Genomic DNA, 18,616 nt, shown 5'->3' with positions numbered 1-18,616 from the left:
CGTTATTTCTCCGCTTGCAGATAGAGCGTGGCCAGCGGCGGCAGGGTCAGGCGCAGGGATTGCGCATGCCCATGCATGCCCATCGGCTCGGTCGCCAGACGACCGCTGTTGCCGAGGTTGCTGCCGCCGTAATGGGCACTGTCGGTGTTGAGGATCTCGCGCCAGAGGCCGGCACGCGGCACCCCCACGCGATAGTCGTGAAGCGGCTGCGGAGTGAGGTTGCTCACTGCCAGCAGGGGCGGCGCACCGCCGTCGGGGTCGTGACGGATGAAGGCGAGCACGCTGTTGCGTGCGTCATCGGCCACGCTCCAGTCGAAGCCATCGGTGCGATGGGTGCTGCGGTACAGTGCAGGCACCCGGCGCAAGGCGGCGTTGAGGTCGCCCACCAATCGCTGCACGCCGCGATGTGGCGCACCCTCGAGCAGATGCCAGTCCAGCGACTGATCGTGGTTCCAGTCCGCCCACTGGCCGAATTCGGCGCCCATGAACACCAGTTTGTCGCCGGGGTGCGCCCACATCAGCGCCAGGTAGGCGCGCAGGTTGGCGAAGCGGCGCCAGTCGTCGCCGGGCATCTGCCCGAGCAGGCCGCCGCTGCCATGCACCACTTCGTCGTGCGACAACGGCAGGACGAAGCGTTCGTCGAAGGCGTACACCAGGCCGAAGGTGAGCTGGCTGTGGTGCTGCGCACGGTCGGCCGGATCGCGCTGCATGTAGCTCAGCGTGTCGTGCATCCAGCCCATGTTCCACTTGTGGGTGAACCCCAGCCCGCCGTCGCTGGTCGGCGCGGTCACACCGGGCCAGGCGGTGGATTCTTCGGCGATGGTCAGCACGCCGGGATGGCGCGCGGCGATCTCGCGGTTGAGCTGGCGCAGGAACGTCACCGCCTCCAGGTTCTCGCGGCCGCCATGGGCGTTGGGCACCCATTCGCCTTCGGCACGGCCGTAGTCGCGATACAGCATCGAGGCCACCGCATCCACGCGCAGGCCGTCCAGATGGTAGTGGTCGACCCACTCCAGCGCGCTGCCCAGCAAATAGGCGGTCACTTCGGGCCGGCCGTAGTTGTAGATCAGCGTGTTCCAGTCGCGGTGCACGCCTTCGCGCGGGTCGGCATGCTCGTACAGCGCGGCGCCATCGAATTGGGCCAGGCCGTGGGCGTCATCGGGAAAATGCGCGCTGACCCAGTCCAGGATCACGCCGATGCCGGCGCGGTGGCAGGCATCGACGAACTGCGCAAAGCCGTCCGGGCTGCCATGACGCGCAGTGGGTGCATACAGCCCCAGCGGTTGATAGCCCCAGGAGCCCCCGAACGGGTGTTCGGTGATCGGCAGCAGCTCGATATGGGTGAAGCCCAGCTCCTGCACGTACGGGATCAGCTGCGCGGCCAGGGTGGGCCAGTCCAGCGGCTGGTTGTGCCCATCGCGGCGCCACGACGCAGCGTGCACCTCGTAGATGGACAGCGGCGCCGGCAGCGCCTGCGCATGGCGCTTGCCCATCCAGTCGGCATCGGTCCACGCAAACGCGGCGGTACCCGGCACCACCGAGGCGGTGGCCGGCGGCAGCTCGCTCTGGCGCGCGACCGGATCGGCCTTGAGCAGGACCCGGCCATCGGCAGCGGTAATCGCATATTTGTAGCGGGCACCGGCGTCCACGCGCGGCAGGAACACTTCCCAGAAGCCGCCGATCCGCTGCCGCATGGGATGCCGCCGCGCGTCCCAGCCGTTGAAGTCGCCCACCACGGCCACGCGCTGTGCGTGCGGCGCCCACACCGCAAAGCGCACTCCGGGCACATCGCCGCACTGCAGGTGCCGGGCGCCCAATGCGCCGCGCAGCGCCTGCCCGTCGCCGGCGGCGATCTGCAGCAGCATCGATTCGTCCAGGGTCGGGCCAAACGCGTACGGGTCTTCGATCTCCTGCACCGCCTCCGGCCAGACGATGCGCAGCCGGTACGGCCCCTCGACTGCCAGCTCGCCTTCGAACACGCCGTCGAACGCGCCCGGCTGCATGCGTGCGAGCAATTTGCCACGCGGATCGATCAGGCCCATCGCCTCGGCGCCCGGTGCCAGCACACGGACCCGGCGGCGGGCATCGGCCTGCAGGTGCGGGCCCAGCACGGCAAACGCATCGGCCGGCGCACCGTCGGCCAGGGCCTGCAAGGCGTGCATGACGTCAGACATTCCTTCCGTGGTCACACCGTCTTCCGTCTGTTGCCCCTGCACGCCCTGCCGTTCGCTCATGACACCGTCGCAAGCGCAGGCGCGGTTGCAGCGGTGTGTTCGTAGAGGGAAAGATATTTCTTGCCGGCCACATCCCAGCCGCTGGGCCGCAGCATCGCCGCGCGGCGCATCGCCGACAGCAGGCTGGGCAGGCGGAAGGTGCGGAACGCGCGCTCCAGGCAGCGGCGCAGGGCCTCCACGCTGGCGTGCTGGAACAGGAAGCCGGTCACGCCATCGTCCACGGTGTCGATCAGCCCGCCGGTGGCATGGGCGATCGGCAGGCAGCCGAAGCGCTGCGCGTACATCTGGCTCAGGCCGCACGGCTCGAAGCGCGACGGCATCAGCAGGAAGTCGGCACCGGCAAACATGCGCCGCGCCAAGCCTTCTTCAAAACCGATGAAGGCACCGACCTGGCCGGGATACCGGCGGGTCAGCTCGGCCACCTGGTGTTCGATCTCCGGCTCGCCACCACCGATCACCGCGATCTGGCCGCCGGCCGCCACGATCTGCGGGGCCACCTCGCAGATCAGGTCCAGGCCCTTCTGGTGCACCAGCCGCGAGACCACCGCAAACAGCGGGCCGGTGCTCTCGCGCAGGCCAAACGCCTTGCGCACCTGGGCCGCATTGGCCTGGCGGCCCTGCCACTGGTTCACGCTGAAATGCGAATCCAGGTGAGCGTCGGTCCGCGGGTCCCAGCTGGCGTCGATGCCGTTGACGATGCCGGTCAGTGCGCCCTTGGCAGCGCGGCCGGCCAGCAGCCGGTCCAGCCCGCAGCCCTGGGCCGGGCCGGTGATCTGCTTGGCGTAGCTGACGCTGACCGTATTGACGTGGTCGGCATTGACGATGCCCCCGCGCAGGAACGACATCTGCCCATAGAACTCCAGCTCGGCCACACGCTCGGCCGGGATGCCCAGCGCGGCAGCCATCGAATACGGCACCAGCCCCTGGTAGGCCAGGTTATGGATGGTCAGCAGGCAGGGCGTGGTGCCGCCGGACCAGCGCACATAACCGGCCGCCAGCGCACACGGCCAGTCGTTCAGATGCAGCAGGCGCGGCTTCCAGCCCAGGCCGGCATGGCCGGCAGCGATCTGCGCGGCGGCATGCGACAGGGTGGCGAAGCGGATGGCGTTGTCTTCGAACTCCGAGCCGCTGGTGCTCACATACGGCGAGCCATCGCGTTCGAACAGTTCCTTGGACAGCAGGATGTAGATGGGCAGCCCGTCGGACTGCACGATGCGGCCGATGTCGCAGGCCGGCAGCGCGGCATGCGCCAGCACGCGGCCCACGATCTCGACCTTGCCGGCGCGCTCGAGCACCGCGCGGTAACCGGGGATCAGCACGCGCACGTCGTAGCGGTGACGCAGCGCGCGCGGCAGCGCGGCCGCCACGTCGCCCAAGCCACCGGCCTTGATGAAGTCCGCCATCTCCGACACCACGAACAGCGCACCACGGGTATCGGCCAGGGACACCGGCAGACGCTCGTGATGACGGATGAATCGCCCGCGCGCATCGCGCGGCCGCCCGCTCTTCTTCAGGGTGGGGAGCAAGGTGCTGCGATCCAAGCGTGCAGTAGTGGCGTGAAGCGGCATCATGGCAACCATCTAAACGTCCGTCGTAAAGTGGGTGGAGACGGAAAACGGCGAAGCGAAAACCATCGTCTGCCGATCCGGCCAGACGACCTGCTGCGAATGAGGAGCGGGGCCGACGCGCGTACTCCACGTCGTCCTTGGTGACGAATCTACACCCCGTCCAAATAAAATATGCGTGAACATGTGCTGACTTTTCTGCGACAGCCCACATTCCGTTACGCACGGTTGCGCATGTCTGCCGGCATAAGCGATGCATTGCAGGGCGATGACATCCCCGCATCGGTGCATCTGCACTGCAACGCACCGAATGCGGGAGCGTATGGCCGCGTTCGCCGTCATCCGCGTAACCGCTTCATGCGCGCCAGCCCATGCGCAGCCAAAGCCGTGATGCGCTCGCGATTCCTGACCGAACGGGTGATCAATCGAGCCGCGACAGGGCCCGAGCCCGCTCAAGCGACCCGCGCGCGGGCCGATAACCCGCCATAGCACGTCGACCTTCGAGACCTGGCATGGCTGACCAGCCTGAACTTCCAAGCCGCCCGCGTGGCGGGCTGCGCCGTCTGTTGCCGTGGGGCGGCACGGACAGCGCGCGCGCGGCCGCCGCGCTTCCCAGCGTGCGCGGCAGCACGCATGGCGGGCATGGGCTGGCAGCCCATCAGTTGGTGCCTGCCAAGGCCAAGTCGGGCGCCCCCGACCCGGCAGCCGCCACCGCCATGCTGATCCGGCTGTTCTCGCATGCCGCGCATCCCGAGGCCCTGCTGCTGGCGTTTGCCGAAGGCATTGCCAGCCTGCACGGCGAGCTCGGCGACATGGGCGTGCGCCTGAGTGCGGCCTATGCGGCCGGCGACTGGCTGGGCTACGGCCGCACGCTGCGGCAGTTGATCGACAAGTACATCCGTACCATCGACATCGGCGATTCGCTGGCCGAAGGCCGCACCGAAGCCGAACAGCTGCGCGACCTGCTCCGGCACGCATTGGGCAATGCCCTGGCCACCCTGCTGCAACGCAGCCCGGAGCTGGCCGAGGAAGCGCAGACGCTGGCTTCGGCGCTACGCCATTGGCGCCCCGGACACGAGCTGATCACGCTGGAGCAGCGCCTGCGCGAGCTCAGCCACCAGATCGGCCTGCGCGCCGAGGATGCCAGCGAACAACAGAACCTGTTGCTCGGGTTATTCGACCTCTTGCTGGAGAACGTCGGCGAACTCCTGGACGATCGTAGCTGGTTGCAAGGCCAGATCTCGGTGGTACGGCAGCTGCTGGCCGGCCCGCTGGACGGGGAGTCGATCGAGCAGGCGCGCGGCACCCTGCGCGCGGTGATCTACAAGCAGGGCCTGCTCAAGCAGGGCATTGCCGATTCCAAGACCGCCATGCGCGAGATGATGGTGTCCTTCGTCGACCGGCTCGACGGCATGGCCACCAGCACCGGCGAATATCACGACCGCGTTGCCGGCTATTCGCAGGCGATCGGCGACGCTCGCAGCATTCCGGACCTCAATCGCCTGTTGCAGGACGTGCTGCAGGACACCGCCGGCGTCCAGGCGCAGGCGCTGGCCGCACGCGACGAGCTGCTGTCGGCACGTCGCCAGGTGGAAGACGCCGAACAGCGCATCGCCTCGCTCGAACAGGAGCTCAATGCCGTCGCCGGGCTGGTGCGCGAGGACCAGCTCACCGGGGCGCTCAACCGGCGCGGTTTCGAAGAACTGTTCCAGCGCGAGGCCGCCCGCACCCAACGTGGCGGGCAGCCGCTGTGCGTGGCGCTGCTGGACCTGGACGACTTCCGCCGGCTCAACGAGGCCCACGGCCACGCTGGTGGCGATGCCGCGCTACGCCACACCGTGGACGTGGCCAAGGCGGTGTTGCGCACGACCGACGCCGTGGCCCGGTTCGGGGGCGAGGAATTCGTGTTGCTGTTGCCGGACTCCACCATCTTCGAAGCCAGCGCGGCGGTCATCCGCCTGCAGCGCGCCCTGGCCCAACGCTCGCTGCTGCACGAGGACGTGCGGATCTTTGTCAGCTTCAGCGCCGGCGTGGCGCTGCGGCATACCGACGAAACCCAGGACGACCTGGTCCGCCGCGCGGACCGCGCCATGTACGACGCCAAGGCCGCGGGCAAGAACCGGGTGATCAGCGCCGACTGATGCTCAGCGCCCGGCGTGTGCATCGCTGGCGAGGCAGGCCGGGCGCGTTCAAGTGCGAATCCCCGGCGCGGTGACCAGGCCGGCCCGGGCGATACGGCATTGGTCAGGACGCCGCTGCGGCGCCCGACCGACGCCGGCGCCAGGCATCAATGGGCCGCCGGGGTCCCACGCAGCTTCTGGAACCCGGTGACTGCCGCCAGCACCACCGCGCCGGCGACCACGCCGACCAGCATGTTGCCCAGCGCTTCGACCAGCCAGCCCAGGCCACCGGCCGACGTGGCCAGGTCCACGACCAGGTGATGCAGCACCGGGATGTTGTGCACCAGGATGCCGCCGCCGACCAGGAACATCGCCAGCGTGCCGGCCACCGACAGGAACTTCATCAGCCACGGTGCGGCCACCAGGATGCCGCGACCGAACGCGGCCAGTGCCGCGCCCTTGCCGGTCAGGTACAGGCCGAGGTCGTCCAGCTTCACGATCGCCGCCACCAGGCCGTACACACCGATGGTCATCGCCAGCGCGATCGCCACCAGCACCGCTACCTGCTGCCCGAACGACACGCCCGCCACCACCCCCAGCGACAGCACGATGATCTCGGCCGACAGGATGAAGTCGGTGCGGATCGCGCCCTTGACCTTGTCCTTTTCCAGCGCCACCACATCGACCTGCTCATCGGCCAGGGCGCGGGTGCGCTCGGCATGCCGCTGCGCTTCTTCCTCTTCGTCATGCAGGAACTTGTGCGCCAGCTTCTCCACGCCTTCGAAGCACAGATAGGCACCGCCGATCATCATCAGCGGCATCACCAGCGGAATGTTGTAGCCGCGCCCGCGCAGCCAGGCCTCCAGCGCGCTGATCGCCAGCGCTGCAGGCACCAGGATCACCTTGTTGACCAGCGAGCCCTTGGCCACCGCCCACACCACCGGCAGCTCGCGGTCGGCGGTGACCCCGGTCACCTGCTGCGCGTTGAGCGCCAGATCGTCGCCCAGCACGCCGGCGGTCTTCTTGGCCGCGACCTTGGTCAGGATGGAAACGTCGTCCAGCAACGTGGCGATGTCGTCGAGCAGGGTGAACAGGCTGGCACCGGCCATGCGGAGGTCCTTGGGGGTGGTCGTGCGTGGGTGGGCGTGAATTCTCGCCGATCCCGCCCGCGCGTGGGGTGATGGCAGACCATTGCGCGATCGTTGCGCGCCGTTGCGCGGCCGATGCCGGCAGTGGTCTGCATCGCAGGCGCATCCTGCGGCGGCCGCCGGCAGCGCGCGCACCACGGCTGCGGGCGGGCCCGGATTCACCGCCTGACGACCCGGCGCTGGCCACACTCGCCGCTTGCATGACGCACCGGAGATGGCCTTGAGTCCCAACGACCCGCACCGCACACCGGCCTCTGCCGCGACCCCGGCCGAACACGCCGTGGTGGGCGGCATGAGCCGGCGCACGCAGATCCTGCGTCTGTTGCTGCGCTATCGCGGGTCGGGTGTGTTTGCCGGCATGAACCTGGACCCGGGTGCCATCAACGAGTACGAAGTGCCTGCCGAAGGCACCCCGGACCAGTTCGTCTCGGACCTGGAATCGCTCGGCCCCACCTTCGTCAAACTGGGCCAGATGCTGTCCACGCGCCCGGACATCGTGCCGCCGGAGTTTGCCACCGCGCTGGAACGCATGCAGGAGAACACCAGCTCGGTGCCGGTGGAGCGCATCCGCCAGATCATCGAGGAAGAACTCGGCGTGTCGGTCAACAAGGCCTTCTCGCACTTCGACCCGGTGCCGCTGGGCTGCGCGTCGCTGGCACAGGTGCACCGCGCCGCGTTGCGCGACGGCACCCCGGTCGCAATCAAGGTGCAAAAGCCCGAAGTCGCCGCGCAGGTGCGCTCGGACCTGGACGTGCTCAAGAGCTTTGCCACCGCCGCCGACCGGCTGACCGGCATCGGCCGGCGCGTGCGCTTTGCCGACTGGCTGGGCGAATTCGGCAAGACCCTGCGCGCCGAGCTCAATTACGAGGACGAAGCCGAGACCCTGGTGCGCTTTGGCAAGCACCTGGAGCCGTTCCCGTTGTTGTGGGTGCCGCGGCCGATCTGGGACCTAAGCAGCCGCAAGGTGCTGACCATGCAGCTGGCCGAAGGCGTGCGCGTGGACAAGATCTCCGGCCTGCGCCGCACCGAGCAGCCGATGGACAACCTGGCCGCCGAGCTGGTGAAGGGGTATCTGGACCAGATGTTCGTGCATGGCGAAATCCATGCCGACCCGCACCCGGGCAACCTGCGCGTGCTGCAGGACGGGCGCCTGGCCATCTTCGACCTGGGCATGGTGGCGCACGTGCCACCCCGCCTGCGCGAGCGCCTGCTCAAGCTGTTGTTTGCCGCCGTCGACGGGCGTGGCGAAGAAGTCGCCGAAGAGACCATTGCGCTCAGCACGCGCCTGGAGGACTACGACGAAGACCGTTATCAGCGCGAAACCGGGCAGATGATCGCGCGCTACGCTGCGCACGACACCACCTCCGAGGGCCGCGTGGTGCTGGATCTGGTGCGGATCGCCACCTCCACCGGCCTGCGTACGCCGCCGGAGCTGAGCCTGCTCGGCAAGACCTTGTTGAACCTGGAAGGGGTGTGCCGCGCGCTGTCGCCCACGCTGGACACCCGCCGCATCGTCGAGCGCCACCTGCAGCACGTGATGCGCGCGCGCCTGAAGAAATCCTTGTCGGCGGCCAACCTGGCCAGCGAGGCAATGGAACTGCAGCATCTGGTGCGCGAAGGGCCGCGCCGCATGTCCGAGATCCTGTCGCTGGCCGCAGAGAATCGGCTGCAGATGCGCGTGACCGGGCTGGAAGAGTCGCATCTGATGGAAAGCCTGCAGAAGATCGCCAACCGCGTGGCGGCCGGCATCGTCACCGCCGCGCTGATCATGGCCTCGGCCCAGATGATGCGCATCGAGACCGGCTTCAAGCTGTGGGGCTATCCGGCCATTGCGATGGTGCTGTTCCTGCTCGGCGTGGTGCTGGGCCTTGGCATCGTGCTCAGTGCACTGCTGTTCGACCGCCGCGTGCGTGCACGCGAAGAACGCGGGCACCGCTAGCGCCACACGCAACCCACACCCCCGCGTAGGAGCGCACCTGGGCGCGACAAGGGCTTCACCCCGCTTCGCCTGCCAAGACCGCCGCGCAACGTGGGCCGGGCGATGTGGCGGCATCCATATGTCACCCAGGCGCGGGAAGCACGCCGGGTGCGGAATACAAAGACTGCCACCCGCCAGCGAGCGCGACGGCGACCACATGATCGTCGGCGCGCGCGCAGTGCCGCGTTGCGGCGGCCGCTGGGCTTCAGCAAACATTTCAGTCAGCTTCAGCGCGGCATAGTCCGTCATCCAGGTGTCACATTGCAGATGACACCGGACATGGCGAGCAAGGCGTCCGGTACGCGCTCGCATCATTCCCCCACGGACGCTGCGCATGCACTGGATGTTGTTGTTCTCGTTGTTGCTGTTGCTGTGGTTGTTGGTCGCCTCGCCGCGTCTGGCGTGGCTCAAGGCTGGCCTGCTATCGCTGTTTCTGCTGCTGCTCAGCGCCTGGGGACTGATCGACCGGCTCAGCGGCGACGGCATCAACGCCGCAACGCTCTATCACTTGCGTGCAGACATGGATGGCGCCGGCGTCAGCGATTTTTCCGGCTATATCGCCGTCTTCGTCGGCATGCTGCTGCTCTCGCTCAGCCCACTGCTGCTGGTCAGGGTGCGCCGCTTCCGGCGCCCCCGCGGTGGCGCGGCGGTATTCGGCGGATTCGTGGCGATGCTGCTGGTCAGCATCGCGGTCAGCCCGTTGTATCGCGACGGCAAGCGCCTGTACTACCAGTGGCGTCCGGTCGATTACGCCACCGTGGTGCCGGAATACCAGGTCCCGCAGCAACCGCTGCAAAAGCGCAAGAACATCGTCTGGATCTATGGCGAAAGCCTGGAGCGCACCTACTTCGACGAATCGGTGTTTCCCGGCCTGACGCCCAACCTGCGCGCGCTCGCCAGCGAGGCGGTGGATGTGCGCAACCTCACCTCCGCCGAAGGCAGCGGCTGGACCATCGCCGGCATGGTGGCCTCGATGTGCGGGGTGCCACTCACCACCGCGCCCGGCGATGAAAACAGCATGGACCGCATGGGCCTGTTCCTGCCCGAAGCACGCTGCCTGGGCGACTATCTCAAGGACCAGGGCTACCGCAACCATTACGTGGGCGGTGCCGATGCCAGCTTCGCCGGCAAGGGCAGTTTTCTGTCCAGCCATGGCTTCGACGTGGTGCACGACGTTCACCATTTCCGCGACAAGGGCGTGGCGCCCCAGCACTTTTCGGCCTGGGGCGTGCACGACGACGTGCTGCTGGACGATGCCTGGGAAAGCTTTCAGACGCTGTCGCGCGCAGGCCAGCCATTCATGCTGACCACCCTGACCATGGACACCCATCACCCGGCCGGCCACCTGCCGCTGGCCTGCAGGGGCCAGCACTACGACAGCGCGCTGGGCGACATCGGCCTGCTGCACGCCATCAAATGCAGCGACCGCCTGATCGGCGAGCTGGTCGCGCGCATCCGCAACAGCCGCTATGCCAACAACACCATCATCGTGATCGCCTCCGATCACCTGGCCATGCCGAACGATCTCAGCGACGTGCTTGCACACCAGAAGCGCGAGAACCTGCTGTTGTTCCTCGGCAAGGGCATCGCGCCGCAGCAGGTGGTCACGCGTGCGGGCAGCACGCTCGATTCGGGCGCCACGCTGCTGCAGTTGCTGGAACCGGGCATGCGCACGCTGGGGTTCGGCCGCTCGCTGCTCGCCAGCGATGCGCCGCCCAGCGCCAGCGTGGCCGCCAGTCGCGACAGCGGCAAGGAGTATCCCCGTTATCTTGCCTACGCCCGCACGCTCTGGACGGGGCGCAGCACGCGCATGCTGCGCGTCAACGGCAATGGCGATGTGGTGGTGGGCGTGCAGCAGGTGCGCCCGCCGGTGCTGCTGGAATACGACCAGGACACCGAGCTGAAAACGGTGTATCTGGAAAACACCTCGCGCCAGTTCGACCGCAGCCACTCCGATGGCACGCTGGCCTACGTGGACCGCTGCACTGCGTTCGAAGACGGCTCGGCCGACGGCGACTGGTGCGCGCTGGTGGTCGATCGCCAGCAGAACATGAAGTTGTACCGCGACCCGGACCTGACCCGCGGCATCGCCGTCGATGCGCCGTTGGAGGCAACGCAGCAAGGCCCGCGCCCCCGTGTGCGTCAGCCCATCATGCTCACCCAGGCCGCACGCAAGACCGATGCCGGCAGTTACATGCTGGAGCTCTATGCCAAGCGTCGCCCTACCCGCGCGTTCTGGGTCGAAGCGGTGTCGTCCGAACGCAAGGTGGTGCTGGCCCAGCAGTGGGTGGTACCCGACGCCGCCGGACGCATCCGCATGCCGGTCGGTCTGGAACATGCGGTGGAAGACCTGGAAATTCGCGCCTGGCTGGACTACACCGAAGACGTCAGCGTGGACGATCTGGCCTTGGTCAAGGACACCCCGGTGGCGGACCGGTCCTGAGTCGAGCCGCTGCACGTCTTCGACTTGAGCGTGGATTCAGCGGCGGCGAAGGCCAGGTACGGCCGCCTCGGCACAGCATTGCAGCAACGAGTGACTGCAACGTGGCCACGCGGGGCGCACGGCTCAGTTTTCCGAGACAGGCGTGCCATCCCCTGCAACACGCGCCGCCGCTGCACCTGCGCGACTGAAGCGGATTTCCTGCGGCGACTGCAGTGCAATACCCACCGCCTCCATCCGCTGCAACAGGGCGAAGAACAACTCGCTGCGCACCCCATACGAGTCGCGCGGACTACTGACGTAGGCGAACGAATTGAAGTTGACGTGACCGCCCGCCAGCGAATCGATGAACACCGATGGCGCGGGCTCGGCCAGCACCTTGGCATGCTCGGCGAACAGCGCCAGCAACATCTCGCGCACCTTCGCCACGTCGGTTTCCAACGGCACCGAGAACTGCAGCTGCACCCGTCCCATCGGGTTGGACAACGTCATGTTGCGCACACTCTTGGTGATCAGCTCCGAGTTGGGCACGATCAACGTGGAGCGGTCGCCCACCTGGATCTCGGTCGCACGCACGCTGATCCGTCGCACGTCGCCTTCCTGATCGCCGATGCGCACCCAGTCGCCGATCTTGACCGGCCGCTCGGCGAGCAGGATCAGGCCCGACACGAAGTTCTGCGTGATCGCCTGCAGACCGAAACCGATACCCACTGACAACGCGCTCAACACCAGCGCCAGCCGCTTCAGATCCAGGCCCAACGCGGTCAGGCCCCACACCACGACCACCAGCCAACCCAGATAACGCGCCACGGTGCTGATCGAATTGCGCGCCCCGGCATCCAGTTCGGTCTTGGGCAGGTAGGTGTTGAGCAACCACTGCTGCACTACATGCACCACGCCCAGCCCCAGCACAAACACCAGCAGCGCGCGCACCACTGCCGCCGGCGTGATGGTGAGTTCCTTGCCGATCTGGATACCGTGCGACACGTTCTCGGCCCAGCCGGTCACGGCAGAGAGATTGGCGCCGTACGGCGTCACCAGTGCGGCGATGCCCAGCAGGATCAGCACCACGCGCACCAGGGCCGACAGCAACAGGCCCAGTTGCACCAGCCGCCCGCTGCCGACGCCGGAGGCATGCGACAGCGCACGATTGAAGCGCCCGTCCGGCTTGAAGACCCAGCTCAACAGGTCGTCGGCAAAGACCACCAGCAACCCCAGCAAGCTGCAGATCAAGGTGATCCAGATGATCTGTCGCGCGATGAACAAGCCGAGGTTGAGATAGCCGAACAGCGCTGACAGCAGGGCCACGATGACCGCCACATGCCCGAGCAGACGGATCAGCACGATGACCCCGCCCCCCCGCGAGACCACCGGTGGTGGCTCGGTGCTGTCGGCACTGGCCGCCCCGGCGCTGGCCGCACGCGCGCGCAGCGACAGGCTCAGCCCGGCCAGCGCAGACAGGATCAGCCCGGCGTACACCAATGCCGCCACCGCGTCGGTGGCGGTGGTGGCCGCGCTGCTGGTTTGCACCACCTCGTTGAGCTTGATCGCCATGCCGCTGAACCAGATCACCGCAGCGGTGGCCAGGCAATGCACGCGCAGGCGATCGACGGTGGCGTCATCCAGCGGGAACAGCCGCCAGGTCGGCTGATGTTTCATCAACAAGCTGGCGCTGAGCGACCCCACGAAGGCCGCAACGAAGCTGATGATGACGAATGCACCGAGCAGCTCGTCCAGGTCGGCCGGCACCTGGGCCATCGAACGCACGGTTTCGGCCAGCACCCATGCCGCCATGCCCAGGCTCAGCATGCCGACCAACAGAAACCACAACGCCAGCCCGGAGCGCCGCAAGCGACCGCCGGGCGCACGCGAGGCTGCATAGCGCCGCCCCAGGTGTCGCAGAAACATCCGCAGCGGAAACGCCAGCAGCAGTGCAATCAGTCCACCGGTCACCAGGCCGCCGACGCCGTTGGCGGCGATGCCGGTACGCAGCAGCTGGGCGGCCTCGTCGTAGAGGCGCTGCAGCCGCGTGCGGTCGTCCGGCCAGTGTTGCGCAATGTCGTTCCAGAGCGCCGGCGACAAGGGCGAGGCAACGCGGGTGGTCATCTGCACGCTGAACAGTTGAGCGCGCTTCTGCTCGAGGCGATCAGCGAGGTCGCGGGCTTTTGACTCCAGCAGATTGGCCCGCTTGAATTCCGCATCCAGCGCGCTCTGTTCTTTCTTCAATGATGCGCGCTGTTTCTTGAGATCGGTGGCTTCGCCGTTCTGCGCCTCACCCAGCCCCGCAAGCTGAGAGCTCACCTGCTTGAGCGGCGGATCCAGCTGACGCGCCAGATCCTGTACCTGTCGTTGCGCCGCCGTCACCTGGTCGATCAGCGTGCGCAGCTGTTCGTCGTCTGCCTTTTCCAATCCGACATCCGCTTGATCCAGCACCTTCTGCGTGCCGTCCAACTGTTTCTGTGCCGTCTCCAGCAGCGCGTCTTCGTCCTGCGCGAGCACCGCGCCGGCGCAGACCAGCCACAGCGCACAGCACACCAACACATGCCGCAACACGCGCGAACGGGCACTCAGGGCGGATCGAAGCTCGGACACAGGCAGGTATCGGACAGGCGCAGCACCGCGCGGTGCGGGCATCTTAAGCCACCACCTCGGTCGCGCCGAGCGTCACCGCGGGGACGATTCATGCAACGCACCGCTCGGCTGCCGACTACATAACGACCCAGACGCAAGTGCTTCAGCACAGGGCTGCTGCTTCGCAACAGTGGTTCACCTGCCAGCGGGTCGTGCGCGTGCACCAGGCCATCCCTCCGAATCTCATGCGCTGCACCAGCCGGCCTCAGCCGCAAGCCACAGCCAACCCGTGCATGAACATGCGGCGGTTTGTCACCTTGCGGCAACACCGCGCTGCCGCAGAATCAAGCTACCGCTACGGCAGACGCAGCGGATGACCGCGAAGGAGACATCTATGCAGATTCAGATCCAGACCGACAAGCACGTGCCGCATGACCCCTCTGTCGTGCAGCATGTCGAGAAGACCTGCACCGCCCAGCTGGCGCATTTTGCCAACGACATCACCCGCGTCGACGTGCATTTGCGCGACGAAAACGGCCAGCGCGGCGGCGCAGCGGATCGAACCTGCAGCATCGAAGCCCACGTCGCCGGCCTGCCGCCGATTGCGGCCACCAACAGCGCCGAGACCACGGCTTCGGCCGTGACCGGCGCTGCCCGCAAGCTGCGCACGGCGATCGAGCATGCACGCGGCAAGCAGCACGCCAAGGCCACAGCACCGGCGCCGGATAGCCTCTGAGCTGCTGTAACGGCGGGCGCTTCACCGCGCCGCCTTGGTCCAGGGCCTGGCCGCCCCGGCGCCTACGTTGAATGCATGGCGTCGGGGCGCTTCACGGATGCAGGAGCCACTCGGCAGGGTCGCCCAAGCACACCGATTGCATGAAGGGGCTGTGTCTGGTCGTCGCTGCAATGTCGAGCCGGCACGAACGCTTTTCAGTAATAGCCTGCTGTAGCAGCTGGAGAACCGTACTGGCGTCGCGCGTCTGAATTGATCGAGCAGCCCCTCGCGGCCCGTGGCCCGCAGCTGCGTTGTGATGCCGAGCAATGCGCGACTCACGCCCTGAAGTCACGTGGCCCGCTCCGAAACCGATGCCATCGCGCCAGCCGGGCAATGCGGCAGGTACCCGGCAGGATCGAATCTGGAACCGAATGATCATGCGTCAACGCCACACAACTGGCCCGCTCCTGCGCACTCTGGTACCCATCATGCTCTGGGCCGTCTCGCTTGCCGGGTGTGCAGCGACGGGTGCCCCCGCCGATGCGCCGATCGAAGGCCCCGTGCGTCTGGGCGACATTGCGGCGGTCGATGGACCCAAGGTACGTCCCGACCGGGTGATCGAAGACAGCCGCTGCCCGGCCGATGTTCAGTGCATCCACGCCGGGCGGCTGATCGTCAGGGCCACGGTGATGGGCGGCGGCTGGTCGAAGCAGCTTGATCTCACGCTGGGCATCCCGGTCCCCGTGGCCGACGGCATGCTGACCCTGGTGACTGCCACGCCTGCGCCCATCGTTGGAGAGTCCGCATCGACGGCCCGCTTCAGCTTTCGATTTCAGGGTGGACGCTAGTCGCTTGCCGTAGCGCCGCGACCTGCGCCAGGAATCCTGCTATCGATGCGCTTGCGAGTGGACGAGACGCAAACCTGGTCACACCGTAGGGACGGCCACCGCGTGTGCTTCCACTGGCGGGCACGCCTCCAGCTGTTTCAGGAAGTCCGAAAACCCACCGGTCGCACGCGCCTGCCGACGCGCGCTGGTGATGACCACAGCACGCGGGGACCAGCGGATTGGGGCACCGATGCGCTGCAGCGCGTGCACCAGTGCCACGTCCTCACTGCAAGCCAGCGAGGGGAAGCCACCACAGCGTCGATACAGCTCGGCGCTGACGCCCAGATTGGCGCCATGGATCCGCCCGTGGCCTTCGCCCCTGGGCTGGGTCTGTTCGAAGGCGCTGCGGACCTCGTCCGCATAGCCCGACCAGTCGGCCACTTCCACGATCCCGCAGAAGACCCCGGCACCTATGCGGCGCTGTTCGATCAGCCAGTCAGCGGGAACGCGCGAGTCGGCATCTGTCATGGCGAGCCAATCGGCACCGAGGTCGATCGCCGCAGCAGCGGCCGCGGCGCGCGCCACGCCCACGCCCCACGGGCTGGCCACATCGACCACCCTGGCCCCCATCAGCGATGCGATCTTCGCGGTCGCATCGGTGCATCGGTCCACTGCCACGATGACATCCACAGGTTCGCGCAGATCCGGATGCGAAGCGGCGACAAAGACCGCGGTCAGGCATCCGACGATATCGTCGGCCTCGTTATGGGCGGGAATGAGCACGGCGATCATCGCAGGCCTTCCTGCTGGGCAACCGATACCGGCTGCACCGCCCACGCTTCGAGCAGGAAGTCGTTGTCCTCGTAACGGTAGGCCAGCGCAAGCGTGAGCAGACGTGCGATGCAGGAATGCACCGACACACCATCCTGGCGGGCCTGATCGAATGGATGCTTCCAATGGCAGGCAACGAACAGCCCCTCCGCAGTCAGCGAGCGCTGGGCCCGCGTGATCAGGTCATCGAGTTCCTGTGGCTCCAGGTAGTAGCCGATCTCGCTCAGCACGATCAGATCGAAACTGCCCACGGGCCACTGCTGCGGGTGGCATGCCTGCAGGATCTCCACGTTGCTGCGTTCGCCCACGCGCTGCCTGGCTTGCGCCACCGCGCCCGCAGACATGTCCGTTGCCAGCAGGCTGTCACAGCGCGCCGCAAGCCCGCGCGTGGACTCGCCATTGGAGCAGCCCAGCTCCCAGCCGCGTGCGAACTGCGCCCTCGGCAGGGTGGACAGCAGGATGTCGCGCTTTCGCGATTCGTACCAGCGCGTGCCGTAGCCGAATGGGTCCGGGCGTTGGTAGATGCCGTCGAAGTAATCCGCGATGGTCTGGGCGTTCATGCGATATAGACCTCGAAATCTCGCCGGAAACGGGCCAACGCCCAGTCCGGCAGGATGGGATCGGCTAACCGGGGAACGACCTCGCCGGTCTGTGTCTCGAACGCGGCAAGCGCCCGCGCCTTGGCTGCACGCGCGGTGTCGGTCAGTGCAAGGCGCGTGGCCGATGCCAGCATGGTGCTGTTCTCCGGGTCGTCCCAGTGCCATGCCCACACCGGGTATTGAACAAGCCGTGCGCCACACGCGGCCGCCACGCTGATCGCCGCATCGGCGCAGGCTTCATGATCCGGATGCCCATCACCTGCATAGGTCACAAAGACCGCATCCGTTGGCCGGATCAATGCAGCGAGTCGGGCAGCCAGCACGTCGCCGTGCGCCCGCACCTGCCCATCGCCAACCTCGATGCGCACCACGTTTGCCGGATCGATGCCGAGACAGGCCAGCGCCTCATGCAGCTCCTGGCGCCGCGCCGCTGCAAGCCGTGGCGGCGGCCACGCCACCTCGCCAGGATAGGCAGCCTCTCCGTCGGTCACCGAAACGATCACGATGTCCATCCCGTCGGCTGCGGCCATGGCCAGCAGCCCGCCGCATCCCAGCACCTCGTCATCAGGATGCGGGGAAACCACGACCAGCCTTGCAGCGCTGCCAATGAGTTGGTCCAGACGGATGCGCGGCAATGTCGCCAGTGTGCGCGAGGCAAGCCAGCGTGCTTCGCTGATGCCCTGCCCTTCAATGTGCCCGCCCCTCAGAGAGCCCATGGGGTGTGCTCGCAGGCATGCAGCTGTTCTCCCAGCCATTGCTCGTCCTTCTCTGCGTGACACTGGCGGATAAACGCGGCCAGGTCTGCGCAGCGTTGTGCATGCTCGGCGTCACAGCACAGCGACACCGGGCCAAGCGCCAGGGCCGCGCGTTCCAGCACATCGCGGCACACGCGGTCCATCAGGCAGCGCAGGCGCGTCACCGCGTAACGATGGTCGGTGCCCGGCGCACCGTCGATCTGCGCGGCCAGCTCGCACAGCGCAAGTCTGGCGACATGGAGCTGCTCATCGATGACCGCCACATGCACTGCAGCAAACGGATTGCCCACGATCCGGGAAGAACGCCGCACCTGCTCGGCGATGGCCGTCGCCGCGCCATACCAGCAAGCCGCGATGCCGGCACCGCCGTGCCAGAACCCGGGCCGCTGCAGATAGAAGTCGGCATCGGCCACCAGGCGGGCAGGCGCACTGGCGAAATGGCCGATCCCGGTTGGAATACCCACCATGCCCGGGCCGTGCCACTGGCCGGCATCCAGCTCGAAACTGCCCGCACCCAGAGCCACGGCGGCAAGGGGGCGTTTGTCACCATCCGTGACGGTCACCAGGGCGTGAGTCACCACATCGTCCGCACTGCACCACGGCTTGGTGCCGGACAACGCACCCAAACGGTGGTCGTAGGTCACGGTATCGTCCGGGCCGCCCGCTGCCCACACCGCCCAAAGGGTGCCGGCCGGTGGCGCCGGCTCGCCCGCCTCGGACAGGATGGCAAGCGCGTCGTAATGCGCTTCCAGCACTTTTGCCAATGGCAGGCTCTCGGCTCCCAGTGCGCTCAATGCGCGCCAGCGCGCACGGGTCTGCCCAGCGCCCGGCCA

General features: G+C 67.4%; 13 protein-coding genes. 5 read left to right on the top strand and 8 right to left on the bottom strand.

Annotated elements, in window-relative coordinates; genetic code table 11:
- Nucleotides 1-2 precede the first annotated feature (2 nt).
- Both RZV17_RS02145 and glgA read right to left on the bottom strand, forming a co-directional pair.
- Entirely contained in the window at nt 3-2,234 is a 2,232-nt protein-coding gene (locus RZV17_RS02145) for a 1,4-alpha-glucan branching enzyme (protein ID WP_355606852.1), read from the bottom strand.
- Nucleotides 2,231-3,814 (bottom strand): glycogen synthase GlgA, encoded by a 1,584-nt coding sequence (gene glgA, locus RZV17_RS02140; protein ID WP_047695476.1) that lies wholly within the window; start codon nt 3,812-3,814, stop codon nt 2,231-2,233. The genes RZV17_RS02145 and glgA overlap by 4 nt, the downstream gene beginning before the upstream one ends.
- Before the next feature lie 497 nt (nt 3,815-4,311).
- Here glgA and RZV17_RS02135 point away from each other — a divergent pair, with 497 nt between their 5' ends.
- Entirely contained in the window at nt 4,312-5,940 is a 1,629-nt protein-coding gene (locus tag RZV17_RS02135) for a GGDEF domain-containing protein (RefSeq protein WP_355606849.1), read from the top strand.
- A gap of 146 nt (nt 5,941-6,086) precedes the next feature.
- On the opposite strand, the gene RZV17_RS02130 is transcribed toward RZV17_RS02135, so the two are convergent.
- Nucleotides 6,087-7,028: a DUF808 domain-containing protein gene (locus RZV17_RS02130; RefSeq protein WP_355606846.1), complete on the bottom strand. Its 942-nt coding sequence runs from the start codon at nt 7,026-7,028 to the stop codon at nt 6,087-6,089.
- Between the two features lie 253 nt (nt 7,029-7,281).
- Between RZV17_RS02130 and RZV17_RS02125 the strand changes: the two genes are divergently transcribed.
- Both RZV17_RS02125 and RZV17_RS02120 read left to right on the top strand, forming a co-directional pair.
- Entirely contained in the window at nt 7,282-9,006 is a 1,725-nt protein-coding gene (locus RZV17_RS02125; RefSeq protein WP_166749732.1) for an AarF/ABC1/UbiB kinase family protein, read from the top strand.
- Nucleotides 9,007-9,379: 373 nt separating this feature from the next.
- The gene (locus RZV17_RS02120) at nt 9,380-11,488 is read left to right on the top strand and encodes a phosphoglycerol transferase I (protein WP_355606843.1); all 2,109 of its coding nucleotides are present in this window, start codon (nt 9,380-9,382) and stop codon (nt 11,486-11,488) included.
- Nucleotides 11,489-11,611: 123 nt separating this feature from the next.
- On the opposite strand, the gene RZV17_RS02115 is transcribed toward RZV17_RS02120, so the two are convergent.
- The gene (locus RZV17_RS02115; RefSeq protein WP_355609111.1) at nt 11,612-14,035 is read right to left on the bottom strand and encodes a DUF3772 domain-containing protein; all 2,424 of its coding nucleotides are present in this window, start codon (nt 14,033-14,035) and stop codon (nt 11,612-11,614) included.
- A gap of 415 nt (nt 14,036-14,450) precedes the next feature.
- Between RZV17_RS02115 and RZV17_RS02110 the strand changes: the two genes are divergently transcribed.
- Both RZV17_RS02110 and RZV17_RS02105 read left to right on the top strand, forming a co-directional pair.
- Nucleotides 14,451-14,792 carry an HPF/RaiA family ribosome-associated protein gene (locus tag RZV17_RS02110; protein WP_039406034.1) on the top strand — a complete coding sequence of 114 codons (342 nt, stop codon included), beginning with the start codon at nt 14,451-14,453 and terminating at the stop codon, nt 14,790-14,792.
- 416 nt (nt 14,793-15,208) lie between these two features.
- Nucleotides 15,209-15,619 carry a hypothetical protein gene (locus RZV17_RS02105; RefSeq protein ID WP_184374718.1) on the top strand — a complete coding sequence of 137 codons (411 nt, stop codon included), beginning with the start codon at nt 15,209-15,211 and terminating at the stop codon, nt 15,617-15,619.
- Nucleotides 15,620-15,697: 78 nt separating this feature from the next.
- Here RZV17_RS02105 and RZV17_RS02100 read toward each other — a convergent pair whose 3' ends face one another.
- From RZV17_RS02100 to RZV17_RS02085, 4 genes are read right to left on the bottom strand one after another with little or no spacing between them, the layout of a single operon-like run.
- Entirely contained in the window at nt 15,698-16,390 is a 693-nt protein-coding gene (locus RZV17_RS02100) for a glycosyltransferase (RefSeq protein ID WP_355606840.1), read from the bottom strand.
- The gene (locus tag RZV17_RS02095) at nt 16,387-16,989 is read right to left on the bottom strand and encodes a class I SAM-dependent methyltransferase (protein WP_355606837.1); all 603 of its coding nucleotides are present in this window, start codon (nt 16,987-16,989) and stop codon (nt 16,387-16,389) included. Before RZV17_RS02095 ends, RZV17_RS02100 begins: the two co-directional genes overlap by 4 nt.
- Nucleotides 16,986-17,744 (bottom strand): PIG-L family deacetylase, encoded by a 759-nt coding sequence (locus tag RZV17_RS02090; protein WP_355609107.1) that lies wholly within the window; start codon nt 17,742-17,744, stop codon nt 16,986-16,988. The genes RZV17_RS02095 and RZV17_RS02090 overlap by 4 nt, the downstream gene beginning before the upstream one ends.
- A complete protein-coding gene (locus tag RZV17_RS02085) occupies nt 17,732-18,250 on the bottom strand; it encodes a hypothetical protein (protein WP_047695532.1) in 519 nt (172 codons plus the stop codon). Before RZV17_RS02085 ends, RZV17_RS02090 begins: the two co-directional genes overlap by 13 nt.
- Nucleotides 18,251-18,616 lie beyond the last annotated feature (366 nt).

Source organism: Xanthomonas cannabis, from assembly GCF_040616535.1.
Lineage (GTDB): Bacteria > Pseudomonadota > Gammaproteobacteria > Xanthomonadales > Xanthomonadaceae > Xanthomonas > Xanthomonas cannabis.
Note: the sequence above shows the minus strand (reverse complement) of the source record. Positions and strands in the feature narration are given on the sequence as shown.